The organism is Terrabacter ginsenosidimutans (assembly GCF_039539425.1).
Taxonomy (GTDB): domain Bacteria; phylum Actinomycetota; class Actinomycetes; order Actinomycetales; family Dermatophilaceae; genus Terrabacter; species Terrabacter ginsenosidimutans.
Window position 1 is genome coordinate 471,891 of the sequence record NZ_BAABDC010000001.1, and the last position, 15,323, is coordinate 487,213.

Sequence of the window (15,323 nt, forward strand, 5' to 3'; positions counted from 1 at the left end):
TGCAGGACAAGGTGACCCCGAGCCGGATGGCTCCTGGGTCGAGTCAGTGGGTCTGGGTGGGGGGTGGACGCAACCGTCAGGCTGAGGCCGGCGTCGCGGAGTACTCCTCGTCGGTGACGGGGCTCAGCCACTGCACGACGTCGTGGTCCTCGTCGCCCTCGTTGATGGCGAGGTGGACCATGAGCCGGTGGGGAGCGGCGCCGTGCCAGTGCTCCTCGTCCGCCTCGAACAGGACGCGGTCGCCCGGACGGATGACCTCGACCGGGCCGCCGCGGCGCTGGCACAGGCCGACGCCCTCGGTGACGAAGACGGTCTGGCTGAGCGGGTGACGGTGCCAGTGGGTGCGGGCCCCGGGCATGAAGTGCACGAGGTTGGCGGTCATCCGGGACGGCGCCGGCGCGGCCGCGACGGCGTCGATGTAGACGTCTCCGGTGAACCAGTCGGCCGGCCCCTTGGCGGTGCCGGTCTCGTTGTCCGCGGAGCTGCGGGTGATCTGCATGGCGCGTCCTTCCTGAAGGTCGGGCATGGTCTGGGGAGCCGCGGCGTCGCGGTGTCGGACGTGCGTGTCCGCCACCCGGACGGCACCCGGGGATCGTGAGGTGACTAGTGGGGCCGGCTCCGCTTGAGGGCGTCGGCGAGCGTGCGGGCCTCACCCGAGAGGAGGTCAGCACGGTCGCCGTCTCCGGCGGCGACCGCGTGCCAGTAGTCGATCTTGATCGCGACGTAGCGTCGCCGCAGGGCGATGTGCTCGGCCTCGAGCTCCAGCCGTCGACCCTGCTCGGTGAGCAGCTCGATCTGCTGGTCGGCGGCCGCTGCACCGACCTGGCCGTTCGCGACGTACTGGCGCATGTCGCTGACCGACATGCCCGTCGCGGCGAGACAGGCCACCCACGTGAGCTGGTCGAGGTCCGCCTCGTCGTAGACGCGGTGCCCGCTGCTCGCGCCACGGCCGATCGGCGCGATGACGCCGATGGTCTCGTAGTAGCGCAGCGTGCTGGCCGGAAGCCCGGTCAGCGCGGCGGCTTCCTTGATCGTGTAGGTGTGTCCGGTCGTGGGTGCACTCACCCCTACGACGTTAGGAACTTCAAGTACTCGAAGTCAAAGCCTCGGGTCGGCCCGCGAAGCACACCGTGACCGACCCTGCTCAGCGGCGGACGAGACGGGCCCGGCGCCGGATGACCGACCGGGGCGCCACCCGGAGCAGGCCGACGATCGCCTTGTACTGCAGCCCCGGCACCGACAGGACCCGGCCCTTGTCGACGTCCTCGAGACAGTCCGAGACGAGCTTCGTCGGGTCGAGCCACATGAAGTCGGGGCCGGGCTTGCTGATGCCGGCCCGCTGCTGGAACTCGGTGTTCGTGAAGCCGGGGCACAGCGCCGTCACGGTGACGCCCGAGCCGGCAAGCTCGCTCGCGAGTCCCTCGCTGAAGGTCGTCACCCACGCCTTGGCTGCCGAGTAGGACCCCGAGGCGATGAAACCGGCCACCGACGACACGTTGACGATGTGGCCGCGGCCACGCCCACGCATCGCGACCCCGGCCGCGTGCGACAGCACGAGCACGGCCCGCGTCAGCACGTCGAACGCCGCCTCCTCGACCGCGACGTCGTTGCGCAGGAAGCTGCGGCGCTGGCCGTAGCCGGCGTTGTTGACGAGCACGTCGACGGGACGCTCCGGGTCGGCCACGCGGTCGGCGACCGTCTGCAGGGCCGACCGGTCCGAGAGGTCCGCGACGAGCACCTCGGCCGTGACGGCATACCTGCTCGTCAGCTCGGCGGCCACGGCATCGAGTCGCGCGCGGTCGCGGGCGACGAGCACGAGGTCGTGCCCGCGGGCGGCGAGCTGTCGGGCGAACTCGTGGCCGATGCCGGCGCTGGCTCCCGTGACGAGGGCCGTGGGTCGCGTCGTGCGCTGCGAAGTCATGCGGCTCACCCTAGGCACACGGCGTGGGGGCGGCGGTCTAGGGTGACCGACTGTGCGCATCGCCACCTGGAACGTCAACTCCATCCGGTCCCGCATCGATCGCGTCGCAGCCTGGCTCGAACGCACCGATGTCGACGTCCTCGCGATCCAGGAGACCAAGGCCCGCGAGGACCAGTTCCCGTTCGAGCGGTTCGAGGCCCTCGGCTACGAGGTGGCCCACCACGGACTGAGCCAGTGGAACGGTGTCGCCATCGTCTCGCGGGTCGGCCTCGAGGACGTCCGGGTCGGCTTCGACGGCCAGCCCGGGTGGGGTGAGCCGGCAGCGCGCGAGGCCCGCGCCATCGGGGCGCTCTGCAACGGCATACGCGTGTGGTCGCTCTACGTGCCCAACGGCCGCGCCCTCGACGACCCGCACCTCGGCTACAAGCTGAGCTGGCTCGATGCCCTGGCCGGGGCCGGTCGAGCGTGGCTTGCCGACGACCCGGACGCGCAGATCGCCCTCCTCGGGGACTGGAACATCGCGCCGACCGACGCGGACGTGTGGAGCGTCGAGTACTACGAGGGACGGACACACACCTCCCCCGGCGAGCGCGCGGCGTTCCAGGCGGTCGTCGACGCGGGTTTCAGCGACGTCGTGCGGCCCCACACGAGCGAGCCCGGCACCTTCACCTACTGGGACTACACCCAGCTGCGCTTCCCGAAGCGACAGGGGATGCGGATCGACTTCGCCCTCTGCTCCCCCGCCCTGGCCCACCGCGTCGTCGGCGCTGCCATCGACCGCGAGGAGCGCAAGGGCAAGGGCGCGTCGGACCACGCGCCCGTCGTCTTCCAGGTCGGAGAGTGATGGAGCAGACCCGTCGCACCGTCGTCACCCCGGACGGCACGGTGCTCTCGGTCCACGTCCACAGCGAACGGGACATCCCGACCAGCGCGCCCACCCTCGTCCTCGCGCACGGCTGGACCCTCACGCACGAGAGCTGGGCTCCCGTCGTCGCCGCCCTCGCCGGGTCCGGACTGCGCATCGTCCTGTGGGACCAGCGCGGCCACGGCCGCTCCGCGATCGGCTTGCGCCGCAACCAGATCGACACGCTTTCGGTAGACCACCTCGGGCGCGACCTGCGCACGGTCGTCCGTTCGGTCGTCCCCACCGGCTCGCCCGTCGTGCTCGGCGGTCACGCGCTCGGCGGCCTCACGGTGATGTCGTATGCCGCGCAGTTCCCCGACGAGGTCAGCGCACGAGTGCGCGCCGTCCTCCTCGTCGCCACGGCGGCACACGGCATCGAGCTCGGTGACCGACGCGGTGAGGCGCGCTTCATGCGGCTGCTCGCCAAGGGGCTGCCCCTGCCGGCCCGGCCGGCCGCGCGCTACAAGGTGCAACGAGCCGCGCTCTTCGGCGACTCGCCCGAGGCCGAGCACGTCACCGCGGTGCGCGAGCAGGTGTCCTCGACCCGGACGACGACGTTCGGGGCGTTCCACGCCCCGATCGCCCGCGTCGACGTGCGCGGGGCGTTCGCCGCGCTGGGCCGGCTGCCCCTGTCGATCGTCGTCGGGCGACGAGACCGGCTGATCCCGACCGAGCGGTCCCGGGCCCTGTGGCTTGCGCTGCCCCACGCGACGTACACCGAGGTCCCCACCGCTGGCCACATGCTGACCTACGAGGCGACCGACGTCATCGCCGGTGAGCTGACCGGGCTGGCCGACCTCGCGCGCGCCTGACCCCGCCGCCGCCTGACCCCGCCGCCGCCTGACCCCGCAACACACCGAGCAGTCGCCAGCTCCTGCGGCTACAACCGCAGGGGTTGACCGCTCTTCGGTGTGTTGCGGGGTCAGAGGGCGACGAAGCGGGGCGCGTCGGCGTCCTCCGGCTGCTGCTCGCTCGCGCGGCCGGTGACTCCGAGCGTGAACGCCAGGGCCGCACCGGCCAGGGCGGCGATCGCGCCACCGAGGAAGACCGTCTGCACCTGCACGACGCCGGCCCCGATCAGGGCGTCGGTGTCGAGCTGGTTCGGCAGGCTGCGCACGGCCGCGAAGTAGCGATTGAGCCCGATCGAGGTGAGCAGCGCGAGGCCGACGACCATCCCGACCATCCGGGCCACGACGACGAGGGAGCTCGCGACGCCGTGGGCATGGGCCGGTGAGTCGGCGAGCGCCGCGTTGTTGACCGGCGCGAGGGCGAGACCCATGCCGAGACCGACGACGACGAGCACGACGGTGGAGGGCACGGTCCGGCCGACCGAGTCGAGGGTCCAGTGCGACATGACGAGCATCCCGCCACCGGCGAGGAGCAGTCCGACGCCGGCCACGGCACCATCCCCGAGCCGGCGCAGCGACCATCCACCGACGAGCGCCCCGACGGGCACGGCGAGCAGGAACCGGACCAGCACGAGCGCCGCCCCGGTCTCGTCGTAGGTGTCGGTGAGGCGCGCGAGGAGGGGGACGTCGACGACGACGGCCACGAGGGCCGCACCCACGAGCAGGCTCACGCCGAGTGCACGCAGCCCGCGGGCGCCCACGACGCCGCGCGGGATCAGCGGGTCGGCGGCACGGCGGTGCCACCAGGCGAGCGCCACGAGGGCGACCGCGCCGACCGGCAGCAGGCTGTAGCCGAGCGGGCCCACGACCTCCTTCTCGGGGTCGGACGACGCGAAGGTCAGCACGAGGCTGCCCAGGGCGACCGCGACGAGTCCGGCGCCCACGAGGTCGGCGCGCCGCAGCACGGCCCACCAGCGCGGGGCGGTGAGGACCGCGACGACGAGCAGCACGCCGAGTCCGACCACGCCGATCGGCGTCAGCACCCGCGACGACCCGGCGAAGGGGACGAACGGCGCCCCGAGCGCGACGTCGGTGACGAGTGAGTCAGGCGCCGCGAGCGCGAGACCGGTGATCCCGAGCCCGAGCACCGTGAGCGCACCGGCAACCGACGACACGGCCCGGCTGCGACGCGGACGCGCCGGCTCGGAGCCCGCCCCCGACGGGAGCCCGCGGGCCCCGAGGAGGTGGATGACGGCATACAGCACGAGCGCCGCGGCGACGTTGAGCCAGAAGATGGCGCGCCACCCCGACCACGCGAGCACGATCGCCCCGATGACCGGGCCGAGCACCGAACCGAGCTCCTGCACGGCGCCGACGACTCCGAGCGGCGTGCCGCGGCGGTGCGGCGGCCACAGGTCCGCGACGAGTGCGAGGGTCGCCGGCACGAGCCCGCCGCCACCGATGCCCTGGAGCACGCGCCCCGTGACGAGCACCGGCATCTCGACGGCGAGCGCCGTGACGGCCGAGCCCACGACGAAGACGAGCAGGCAGCCGAGCAGGATGCGGCGCCGGTCGAGCAGGTCCGAGAGCCGGCCGATCAGGGGCAGCACCGCGATGTAGCCGAGGAGGAAGCCCGAGATGATCGGCGTCGCCCGCTGGAGGGCGTCGATGCCGATGCCGACCCCGGCCATCATGTCGGTCAGCGCGAGGACGACGACGTAGGTGTCGGCGGCCGCGAGGGCGACGGCCGCGGACGCCGCCGAGAGCAGCGCGAGGCGGTGCGAGCCGGCGGTCGGCGCCGGACCGGCGGCCGTCTGGGCGGGAGACGTCACCGGCAGGTCAGGGCTTGGTGATCGTGACGGGCCGGCCGTACTGGTCGAGCGTCAGGGTGTACGTCGAACTCGTCCCGGCGCCGAAGAACGGCCCCGTGATGACGACCTGGCGCAGCTCCTGGCTGTCGGTGAGGCCGTAGGTCGCGGTGAAGGTGCCGTTGCTGTCACCGATGAGGAAGAGGTCGGTGACGGCCTTGCCGGGCACGCTGCCCTTGATCGTGGTGAGCACCTCGGCGCCCTGCCGCACCTTGTCGCCCGCGACCGGCGAGGTCGTCGCGGTCAGCAGGGTCGTCAGGCCCTTGTCGGGCGAAAAGAGCACGGCGGGGTCGGGCAGCCCGAACGTCTTCGGGTCGATCTTGTTGGTGCCCGGGATGAGCGGCAGCTTGGCGTAGACCTCACCGTCGAGCGAGGTGATCTCCGCGTCGGCCTGCACTCCCTTGAGCGTCACCTTGAAGGTGCCCTTGAACGCCGGCGGGTGCTTGCCCCAGCCGTCGGCCGACACGACGCCGCTCGCACCCTGCGGGACGTTGGCGCTCGCCAGCTTGAGGTGCACCGTCGGGGCGGCGTCGACCTTGGCCTTGGCAGCCGCGAGCTGCTGCGCCGGCGACTGCTGCGTCGCACCCGCGGCGCCTCCCTCGGGGTCGCTCGAACAGGACGCCACCGTGACGACGCACAGCACCGAGAGGGCGACGGCGGCGAGCTTTCGCGAGATGCGCATGGGGGTCAGGCTAACCGAGGAGCGCGCGCGCTCCGGTCGGCCGCGCTCGACCGTACCGAATCGGCCGAATCAGGCCGAATCGCGCCGCCACGTGCTCGGCAGGTCCGGTCATGTGGGTATGGCTAAGGTCGGGGACGATCTCGGCGGGACCATCCCGCCACCTGACGAAGGAGCACGAACCCATGGCCCTGCTCGGAGTGATCCTGATGCTGATCGGCGCTGGAGCCGGCGTCGTGACCTACCTCGCGACGCACGCCGCCGCCGGGACGGTCGCGGTCTCGGCCTTCGGATTCACGCGCAACGCGACTCCGTTCGAGCTCGTGCTCTACGGCGCCGTCGCGGTCCTGCTCTTCGCGCTCGGTTGGGCGCTCCTCTCCGCCGCGGCCCGCCGTCGGGCGCGACTGCGCCGCGAGGAGAAGGAGTCGGCACGGCTGACCGAGGCCGAGGAGAACGCCGAGGCCGCCCGCCGCGACCACGAGCACCGCTTGGAAGAGGCGGGCCTGCGCGACGAGGACCTGCGCCGCCGCGAGAGCGAGCTGGCTGCGCGGCACGAGGGGCTCGACACCCGCGAGGCCGAGCTCTCGCGGCGTGAGGCCGAGTGGCGTGAGCGCGAGGGTCCGTCGGTGGCCGACGTCGTGACGGGTCGCGCCGAGGGCAACGTCCACGAGGGCACCGCGTCGTGGTCCGACGAGCCCCGGTCGGCCGGCAGCGTCGAGCGCCCCGCCGAGACCCGCACGGGTCGCCGCGCCGACCACGTCGACCAGACCGACCAGACCGGCCAGACCGGCCAGACCGGCCAGACCGAGGCCGTGGACCCGGCCGACACCTCCAACCGCACCTCCACCGAGGAGCACGCCCAGCGCGACGGCGCGGTGTGAGGGACCACACCGCATACGTCTTCGACCTCGACGGCGTCGTCCGGGACTTCGCCCCGGGCGACGCCGATCCCGCGATCGAGGCGGCGCTGGGGCTGCCCGCCGGGCACGTCTCGGCGACGGCGTTCCGCAGCGAGCTGCTCCTGCCGACCATCACGGGTCGGCGCAGCTTCGACCAGTGGTATGCCGCCATCTGCGCCGCGCTCGAGGAGATCGTTCCCGAGCCGGCACTGGTGCGCGAGCACATGACGCGCTGGCGTGAGCACCGCGGATCGGTCATCGACGAGACCGTCGAGCGCCTCGAGACGCTCCGCTCGGGCGGTCACCGCACCTACGTCTTCACCAACGGCACGGACTACGTGCCGCAGGAGATGGAGCTGCTCGGGATCACCCGCCTGTTCGACGGGCTGCTCAACAGCGCCGACTTCGGCGTGGCCAAGCCCGATCCGCTGGCGTATGCCGCCGCGCACCGGGCGATCGAGGCGGACCTCGGTCACGCGGTGGCCAGGAGCGACGTCTGGTTCACGGACGACCGCGACGAGAACATCGCGGCCGCCCGTGAGTTCGGCTGGGAGGCAGAGGTCTTCAGCCGAGGGTGAGCATGTCTCCCTCGGCGTCGACCCCGACCCGGACCGTGGAGCCGTCGCGCACCTCGCCGGAGAGCAGTCCCCGGGCCAGCCGGTCGCCGATCTCGCGCTGGACGAGCCGGCGCAGCGGTCGGGCCCCGTAGGCGGGGTCGTAGCCCCGGGCTGCGAGCCACTGGCGTGCCTCGTCGGTGACCTCGAGGGAGATGCGGCGGTCGGAGAGCCGCTCGGCGAACGCCCGCACCTGGAGGTCGACGATGTGCGCGAGGTCGTCGCGGCTCAGGGCGTCGAAGACGACGACCTCGTCGAGCCGGTTGAGGAACTCGGGCTTGAACGACGAGCGGACCACGCCCATCACCGACTCACGCCTGGCCTCGGGGCCGAGCGTCGGGTCGGTGAGGAACTGCGACCCGAGGTTGGAGGTCAGCACGAGGATGACGTTGCGGAAATCGACCGTGCGACCCTGGCCGTCGGTGAGCCGGCCGTCGTCGAGGACCTGGAGCAGGATGTCGAACGTCTCGGGGTGGGCCTTCTCGACCTCGTCGAGCAGGATCACGGAGTAGGGCCGGCGGCGGACGGCCTCGGTGAGCTGACCGCCCTCCTCGTAGCCGACGTAGCCGGGAGGGGCGCCGATGAGGCGCGCGACCGAGTGCCGCTCGGAGTACTCCGACATGTCGATACGGACCATGGCCCGCTCGTCGTCGAAGAGGAAGTCCGCGAGGCTCTTGGCCAGCTCGGTCTTGCCGACCCCGGTCGGGCCGAGGAAGAGGAACGAGCCCGTCGGGCGGTCGGGGTCCGAGACCCCGGCCCGCGTGCGCCGCACCGCGTCGGAGACAGCACGCACGGCGTCGGTCTGGCCGATGAGGCGCGCACCGATGTGCTGCTCCATGTGCAGCAGCTTCTCGGACTCCCCCTCCATGAGCCGTCCGGCGGGGATGCCGGTCCAGGCGGAGATGACGTCGGCGATGTCGTCGGCGCCGACCTCCTCCTTGACCATGGGCTCCTCGTCGACGGACGTCGCCGCGGCCTCGCGCTCCTGGGCGGTCGCGAGCTGCTTCTCGAGCGCCGGGATGTCGCCGTAGGCGAGCTTGGACGCCCCGGCGAGGTCGCCCTCGCGCTGGAGCCGGTCGGCCTGCACCCTGAGGTCGTCGATCTTGGCCTTGATGTCACCGACGGCGTTGAGTCCGGCCTTCTCGGCCTCCCACCGGGCGTTCAGGGCGGCGAGCTCCTCGGAGCGGTCGGCGAGGTCCTTGCGCAGGCGTGCGAGACGCTCCTTGCTCGCCACGTCGCTCTCCTGCTCGAGGGCGAACTCCTCCATCTTGAGCCGGTCGACGGCGCGGCGCAGCTCGTCGATCTCGACGGGGCTCGAGTCGATCTCCATGCGCAGCCGCGAGGCGGCCTCGTCGATGAGGTCGATTGCCTTGTCGGGCAGCTGGCGCCCGCTGATGTAGCGGTCGGAGAGGGAGGCTGCGGCCACGAGCGCCGAGTCGGCGATCGTCACCTTGTGGTGCGCCTCGTAGCGCTCCTTCAGACCGCGCAGGATGGCGATGGTGTCCTCGACCGACGGCTCGCCGACGAAGACCTGCTGGAAGCGTCGCTCGAGCGCGGCGTCCTTCTCGATGTGCTTGCGGTACTCGTCGAGCGTCGTGGCGCCGACGAGGCGCAGCTCGCCGCGCGCGAGCATGGGCTTGAGCATGTTGCCGGCGTCCATCGCGCCCTCGCCGCCGGCCCCTGCGCCGACGACGGTGTGGATCTCGTCGATGAAGGTGACGATCTGCCCGTCGCTGCCCTTGATCTCCTCGAGCACGGCCTTGAGCCGCTCCTCGAACTCGCCGCGGTACTTCGCGCCGGCGACCATGGCCGCGAGGTCGAGGGAGTAGAGCGTCTTGTCGCGCAGGCTCTCGGGCACGTCGCCCTCGACGATGCGTTGGGCGAGTCCCTCGACGACGGCGGTCTTGCCGACACCCGGCTCGCCGATGAGGACGGGGTTGTTCTTCGTGCGCCGGCTGAGGACCTGGACGACCCGACGGATCTCGGCGTCGCGGCCGATGACGGGGTCGAGCCTGCCCTCGCGTGCCTGGGCGGTGAGGTCGTTGCCGTACTTCGCGAGTGCCTCGAAGGTGCCCTCGGGGTTCTCGGACGTGACGGGGCGCCCGCCGCGCAGCTCGGGGATGGCCTTCTCGATCGCGTCGGCGTCGAGGCCGAACTGCCCCGTGCGGGCGATGGCGAGCAGCAGGTGGTCGGTGGAGACGAACGAGTCGCCCATCGCGGTCATGTACTGCTGCGCCTGCTGGATGAGGCGCAGGCCCGTCGGGGAGAGCTGCGGCTGCTGGGTGCCGCCGGTGACCTGTGGCATCGCGGCCATGGCGCGCTCTGCCGCTGCCGTCGCGGCAGCGGCGCTCGAGCCGCCCGCGGTGAGCAGTGCCGGAGTCGTCGTGCCGCCCTGGGCTGCCAACGCGAGCAGCAGGTGAGCCGGCTCGATGTTCGGGTGGTGCTTACCCGTCGCCGTGGTCGCGGCCTGGGCAAAGGCCTCCTGAGCCTTGTTGGTCAGCTGTAGGTCCATGCGTGCTCCTGGTGCGGGGATGCGGTCACCGGGGTCAACCGGCGCTGACTTGAGTGTATTCCACTCAACTTCGTGCGTCCGGCGAAGGGCGCGTATGCCGTGTGGTGCGCGCCGTCCCGAGCGCTCGGGCCGCTCCACCTAGGCTCGCGGGCATGGACCGAACCAGTCTCGCCGACGAGCTGCGCGCCGCGCGCTTCCGCACGACCCGGTTCCGGACCGGCTACGACGAGGGGTCGGTCGACGACCTCATCGACCTGCTCGCCGGACAGCTGGTCGCCGACGTGGCCGACCACGAGATCGTCGCCACGGTGGAGGCGAGCCGCTTCCCGACGACCACCGCTCGGCGGGGCTACGAGACGGCCGACGTCGACGCGCTCCTCGCCCGCGTGACGAGCACGCTCGGAGGCACCACGACGACGCAGAGCAGGCACGGCAGCGCCGACACCGGCCAGAACGGCGACGCCAGCGGCACCCGCAGCACCAGCAGCCCCAGCAGCTCAGGAGCGGACCTGCCCTCTGCCCTGATCGAGCCGCCGCGGGGATTCCTGGCACGGCTCCTCGGACGCTGACGTCTGCTCAGTCCCGCGGGTCGGGGTCGTACCACCCGTCGTGCGCTGCGGCGAGCGCCTCGAAGCGGACGGCATACGCAGGGTCGGACGGGGTGCGCACGTAGACGGCCCACTCGTGGGCCTCGGAGTCGTCCTCGCCTGCGAGCGCCTCGCGGACGACTTTCACGTCGGGGAGGCCCTCGGCCTCCAGGTCGTCGGCGAGCGACTCGGCGAGCTCACGCTCGGGCAGCACGATGAGGTGCTCCCTCGAGTCGTCCGTGACGTCGTCCGCGGCGGGCGTGCTGTTCACGGTCCCCAGCGTAGGTGGGTCAGACGACCTCGTCGGGCTCCGCTCCCGTCTCGATGACCCGCCGCGCGACCTCGCGCAGCTTGACGTTGTGGTCCTGCGATGCGCGCCGCAGCACCTCGAAGGCCTCCTCCGACGTGATCCGGTGACGCTCGATGAGGATGCCCATCGCCTGACCGACGAGGCGGTGGCTCTCGACGGCTCGCTCGAGGTTCGCCTCGGTCTGCCTGACCTTGTCGACCGTGACGATGCGGTCGACCGACTGGGCGAGGCAGTGCAGGAGCAGCTCGGCGACGGTGTGCTCCGGGGCGCCTTCGCGCGGCGGCTTCGTGACGCCGACCCACACCCGGCACGTGGCGTGGCCGCCCGACGACTCGAGCAGCACCCCGGCGGCCTCCCGGGGCGGTGCGGACCCGTCCGCCGAGGCGGAGGCAGCCTCGGAGGGAGCAGCAACGCCGTCGACGTCGGCGGGCGAACCGAGGACGGTACGCGCGAGCGCGGACAGGGCCGACGGCGGGAGGACGCCCGAGGCACTGGCATGGAGGTCGTGCTGGGTCGTGCGGACCCGCAGCACCGCCTCACCGGCCAGCACCTCACCGATGGCGGCGGCAGCGACGGCGAGCACCTCCTCGAGGTCCTCCGACCGCACCAGGTGCCGGGCTGCGGCCCTCGTCCGGGCAGCTGCCGCACAGTCGTGTGCGTCGGTGGCTGCGGTGGCGGGGCGCAGGACGCTCACGGGGCCTCCAGGGTACGCGTGCGGAAGGCCCGCGTACTTGGAGGCAGCACAGTGTTGCATCCCGTCACGTCGCACGCAAAAGCGACACGACGCACGGCCGTCATCGGCCGATTGCCACGTGGCGCAAGGCCGCCCGGATGCGCCGGCGCACGGACGGGACGACCTCCGGCGCCCTGGGGGCTCCGGAGGTCGTGGCCCGGCGTGGGATTCCGGCCCTGTCCGGGCTCGGTTCGGGCTCGGTCCGGGCTCGGTTCGGGCCCGTTCAGGCCCGGTCGGGGTCCTGACCGCTCTCGACGACGCGCGCAGCGATCTCGCGCAGCTTGATGTTGCGGTTGAGCGACGCCTGCCGGAGCATCTCGAAGCTCTGCTTCGCGGTGATGCGGTGACGCTCGATGAGGACGCCGACGGCGTGCCCGATGAGCCGGTGGCTCTCGATGGCCTGCTCGAGCTGGTGCTCCTTCTCGGCGCGGGCGCGCTGGGCGACCACACGGTCGACCGCCTGGCCCAGCGACTGGGCGAGGAGGTCACCGACGATGAGCTCGTCGCTCGCCACGATCCGCGGCTCGTCGAACTGCACCCAGGTGCGGCAGTCGGAGTCGTGGGCCGTCGGCAGGAGCAGCAGGCCCTCGCGCTTGTCGCCGACGAGCACGTCGTGGCGATGGGGCGCGGACTCGAGCCCACGACGCACGCCCGGGTCGAGGTCGGTGACCGCGACCCGACCACGCGGGGACAGCAGCACCGGCTCGCCCTTCGTCGGCGAGACGCGCAGCGTCACCGTCCCGTCGAAGAGCACGGTGAACCCCGTGACGGCCGTGGCGAGCACCTGGTCGAGGTCCTCGGCGGTGGCGAGGTCGACGGCGATGCGCGCCGCGAGCTCGCGGCGCATCCGGGACTCACGCTCGCGGGTCTCGTCCCGGACGACGACGATGATGAACCCGTCGTACTCCGCGGTGCCGGGCACGCTCGCCGAGCGGACGTGGACCCAGGCCTCCCCGCCGCCGCGCCGGAGGATGCGGTAGCGGTCCTCCTCCACGGGCTGACCCGCCTGGAGCAGGTCCATGCGCCGCTCGTGCTCGCGCCGCTCGTCGGACGACTGCGACTCCGGGACCCACCACGGGTAGGGCGGCACGAGCGGTCCGTCGGCGAGCGACCAGCCGAACGTGCGGGTGAAGACGTCGTTGACCTGCACGACGAGCCCGTTGGCGTCGACGACGACGAACGGCTCCTGGATGGCCCCGAGGATGGCGCGCAGCCAGGATGCATCGCGCGACCGCGAGCGCGAGCGCACGAGGTTGGCCGCGAGCCTCGCGCGCAGCTCCTGCGGCTGGAACGGCTTGACGACGTAGTCGTCCGCACCCTCGAGCAGCCCGGTCGTGCTGGCCTCCACCCCCGCCCGGGCCGACAGCAGGACGACCGGCAGGTCCCTCAGCCCGGCGTCCGCACGGATCTCGCGCACGAGCGTCAGCCCGTCCATGCGCGGCATCATGACGTCGGCGAGCACGATCGAGGGACGCTGCGAGCGGAGGTGCTCGAGCGCCTCGACACCGTCGCGGACCGACACGACGTCGTAGTCGACGACGCAGTGACGGGCGATGTAGTCGCGCATGTCGTGGTTGTCCTCGACGACGAGGAGGGTGGGGCGCACTGTGCCCGCGAGCGCGGTCGGCGACATCGGGGACTGCGGGTCCGCCGGGACCCCGTGCTCCATGCGCGCCGCCACGTCCTCGCGAACGACCCAGCTGCTCGCCTCGTTGATGAAGGACTCGGCCGAGCGCGGGGTGATCGATGGTCGCAGGGCGGCGTGCGAGGCAGCATGACCCCAGGGGAAGGCGACCGTGAACGTGCTGCCCTCCCCGCGCTGCGACCGGACCGAGACGCGACCGCCGAGCAGGTCGACGAGCTGGCGCACGAGCGACAGACCGATGCCCGCGCCCTCGCGCGACCTGCGGTCGTCGCCGCGGTCGAGCTGACGGAACCGGTCGAAGACGAGGTCGATGTCCTTGGCTGCGATGCCGATGCCGGTATCGGTGACGGTGACGGAGTAGCCCTCGTCGTTGCCGGCGAGGTGCAGCGTGATGCGGCCGCGCGGCGTGAACTTGAGCGCGTTGCTGAGCAGGTTGAGCACGACCCGCTCGACCATGTCGACGTCGATGTATGCCGTGTGGTCGAGCTCGTCGCAGATGACCTCGAACTCGAGACCGGTGCGCTCGATGGCGGGCCGGAAGTTCGCGGCGATGCCGGTGACGAGCTCCTCGACGTCGGCCTCGACCCAGTGCGGCTCCACGGCGCCGGCCTCGACCCTGGTGAGGTCGAGGATGCGGTCGACGAGCCCGGTGAGGCGGTCGGTGTTGCGGCGGATCAGCTCGAACCGCTGACGCTGCTCGGGGTCGAGACCGTCGGCGGTGAGGGCGTCCTGGACGGGACCGGCGATGAGCGTGAGCGGCGTGCGCAGCTCGTGGCTGACGTTGGCGAAGAAGTCGGACTTGGCGACGTCGAGCTCGGCCAGCGCCTCCGCACGGTGACGCTCCTCCTGCAGGCGACGGAGGCCACTGAGGGCCATGGCGACGTGAGACGCGCACAGCTCGGCATAGACCTGCAGCTGGGCGTCCCACGGACGCCGGGGGTGCTCGGTCAGCACGAGATCGGCCGTGGGCTCGACCAGCCCCGGCTCGACGACGGGAATGACGTGCACGGTCCGGCCCTCGACGTCCGGGGAGTCTGGCGTGGGGACGCCGGGGGCTCTCCAGCGCAGGTCGCTCTCGAGGTGGTCGTGGCTGTCGGAACGCAGGACCTCGAGGGAGCGGCGGCGCACGTCCTCGGCGTCCTCGGCGTCGGCCAGCGCGGCGAACAGCCGGGACGCGACGTCGGCACGCCGCTCGGCGAGCACCTTCGCCGTTGTCTCGGTCGCGACGTTGAGCACGCCGACGACGGCACCGGTGTCGTCGTGGATCGCGCCGTAGGACCACGTGAAGTAGGCCTCCTCAAGGAAGCCGTGACGGTCGACGACGAGTGGCCCGTCCTCGACCCACGTCGCCGGGCCACCGCCTGTGACGCCGGCGAACATCGGGCCGATGACGTCCCAGACCTCGGGCCAGACGTCCTTGACCGGACGCCCCCACGCGCCGGGGTGCTTCTGCTCGCCGAGCAGGGTGCGGTACCCGTCGTTGTAGAGCATGACGAGGTCGGGGCCCCAGCAGACGAGCATGGGGAAGCGCGACGACAGGCAGACGTCGACCAGGTTGCGCAGGTTGGTGGGCCACGTCTCGACGGGGCCGAGCGGCGTCACCGACCAGTCGGTGCGACGGAACACCTCGTGCATGCCGCCCTGTCGTGGGGGCGCGTCGATGCCGAGCGGGTTGGACGTGGCGGCGCCTGCGACGTCGCCGTCCGGGTGGTGCGGGGTCACACGGTCTCCGGGACTGGGGTCAAGAAGCTGCCTCGGGGGCATTCATCAACGGCGCGCCCCGTTGCTTGAGGCCTGCACAGT

The 15,323-nt window shown here is 72.2% G+C and carries 14 protein-coding genes; 5 read left to right on the plus strand and 9 right to left on the minus strand.

Translation table 11 applies throughout. The annotated features are described in order from the left end of the window. Positions 1-76: 76 nt before the first annotated feature. From ABD831_RS02330 to ABD831_RS02340, 3 genes are all read right to left on the minus strand, one after another. Complete coding sequence (locus tag ABD831_RS02330) at positions 77-499, minus strand: (R)-mandelonitrile lyase (protein ID WP_344940944.1); 423 nt, start codon at positions 497-499, stop codon at positions 77-79. Between the two features lie 104 nt (positions 500-603). Further along, positions 604-1,065: a MerR family transcriptional regulator gene (locus ABD831_RS02335; protein ID WP_344940947.1), complete on the minus strand. Its 462-nt coding sequence runs from the start codon at positions 1,063-1,065 to the stop codon at positions 604-606. Between the two features lie 79 nt (positions 1,066-1,144). After that, the gene (locus tag ABD831_RS02340; protein WP_344940950.1) at positions 1,145-1,921 is read right to left on the minus strand and encodes an SDR family NAD(P)-dependent oxidoreductase; all 777 of its coding nucleotides are present in this window, start codon (positions 1,919-1,921) and stop codon (positions 1,145-1,147) included. Between the two features lie 52 nt (positions 1,922-1,973). Here ABD831_RS02340 and ABD831_RS02345 point away from each other — a divergent pair, with 52 nt between their 5' ends. Together ABD831_RS02345 and ABD831_RS02350 are read left to right on the plus strand one after the other, a co-directional pair. Beyond that, on the plus strand, positions 1,974-2,765 hold the full coding sequence (locus ABD831_RS02345) for an exodeoxyribonuclease III (RefSeq protein WP_344940953.1): 792 nt from the start codon (positions 1,974-1,976) through the stop codon (positions 2,763-2,765). Beyond that, entirely contained in the window at positions 2,765-3,637 is an 873-nt protein-coding gene (locus ABD831_RS02350) for an alpha/beta fold hydrolase (RefSeq protein ID WP_344940956.1), read from the plus strand. The genes ABD831_RS02345 and ABD831_RS02350 overlap by 1 nt, the downstream gene beginning before the upstream one ends. 110 nt (positions 3,638-3,747) lie before the next feature. Here ABD831_RS02350 and ABD831_RS02355 read toward each other — a convergent pair whose 3' ends face one another. Continuing rightward, a complete protein-coding gene (locus ABD831_RS02355) occupies positions 3,748-5,505 on the minus strand; it encodes an MFS transporter (RefSeq protein ID WP_344940959.1) in 1,758 nt (585 codons plus the stop codon). 7 nt (positions 5,506-5,512) lie between these two features. Continuing rightward, positions 5,513-6,223 carry an LppX_LprAFG lipoprotein gene (locus ABD831_RS02360; protein ID WP_344940962.1) on the minus strand — a complete coding sequence of 237 codons (711 nt, stop codon included), beginning with the start codon at positions 6,221-6,223 and terminating at the stop codon, positions 5,513-5,515. A gap of 182 nt (positions 6,224-6,405) precedes the next feature. Between ABD831_RS02360 and ABD831_RS02365 the strand changes: the two genes are divergently transcribed. Together ABD831_RS02365 and ABD831_RS02370 are read left to right on the plus strand one after the other, a co-directional pair. Further along, a complete protein-coding gene (locus tag ABD831_RS02365) occupies positions 6,406-7,101 on the plus strand; it encodes a hypothetical protein (RefSeq protein ID WP_344940967.1) in 696 nt (231 codons plus the stop codon). Continuing rightward, positions 7,098-7,697 (plus strand): HAD family hydrolase, encoded by a 600-nt coding sequence (locus tag ABD831_RS02370; protein ID WP_344940970.1) that lies wholly within the window; start codon positions 7,098-7,100, stop codon positions 7,695-7,697. The genes ABD831_RS02365 and ABD831_RS02370 overlap by 4 nt, the downstream gene beginning before the upstream one ends. On the opposite strand, the gene clpB is transcribed toward ABD831_RS02370, so the two are convergent. Continuing rightward, positions 7,684-10,245: an ATP-dependent chaperone ClpB gene (gene clpB / locus ABD831_RS02375; protein ID WP_344940975.1), complete on the minus strand. Its 2,562-nt coding sequence runs from the start codon at positions 10,243-10,245 to the stop codon at positions 7,684-7,686. The genes ABD831_RS02370 and clpB overlap by 14 nt on opposite strands. Positions 10,246-10,397: 152 nt before the next feature. Between clpB and ABD831_RS02380 the strand changes: the two genes are divergently transcribed. Continuing rightward, on the plus strand, positions 10,398-10,814 hold the full coding sequence (locus ABD831_RS02380; RefSeq protein WP_344940979.1) for a DivIVA domain-containing protein: 417 nt from the start codon (positions 10,398-10,400) through the stop codon (positions 10,812-10,814). A gap of 7 nt (positions 10,815-10,821) precedes the next feature. On the opposite strand, the gene ABD831_RS02385 is transcribed toward ABD831_RS02380, so the two are convergent. The 3 genes from ABD831_RS02385 to ABD831_RS02395 all read right to left on the minus strand — a co-directional run bounded on the left by ABD831_RS02385 (position 10,822) and on the right by ABD831_RS02395 (position 15,242). After that, positions 10,822-11,103, minus strand: a complete 282-nt coding sequence (locus ABD831_RS02385; protein ID WP_344940982.1) for a hypothetical protein — start codon at positions 11,101-11,103, stop codon at positions 10,822-10,824. Between the two features lie 19 nt (positions 11,104-11,122). Further along, a complete protein-coding gene (locus tag ABD831_RS02390; protein ID WP_344940985.1) occupies positions 11,123-11,836 on the minus strand; it encodes an ANTAR domain-containing protein in 714 nt (237 codons plus the stop codon). Positions 11,837-12,098: 262 nt separating this feature from the next. Continuing rightward, on the minus strand, positions 12,099-15,242 hold the full coding sequence (locus ABD831_RS02395) for an ATP-binding protein (protein ID WP_344940988.1): 3,144 nt from the start codon (positions 15,240-15,242) through the stop codon (positions 12,099-12,101). Positions 15,243-15,323 lie beyond the last annotated feature (81 nt).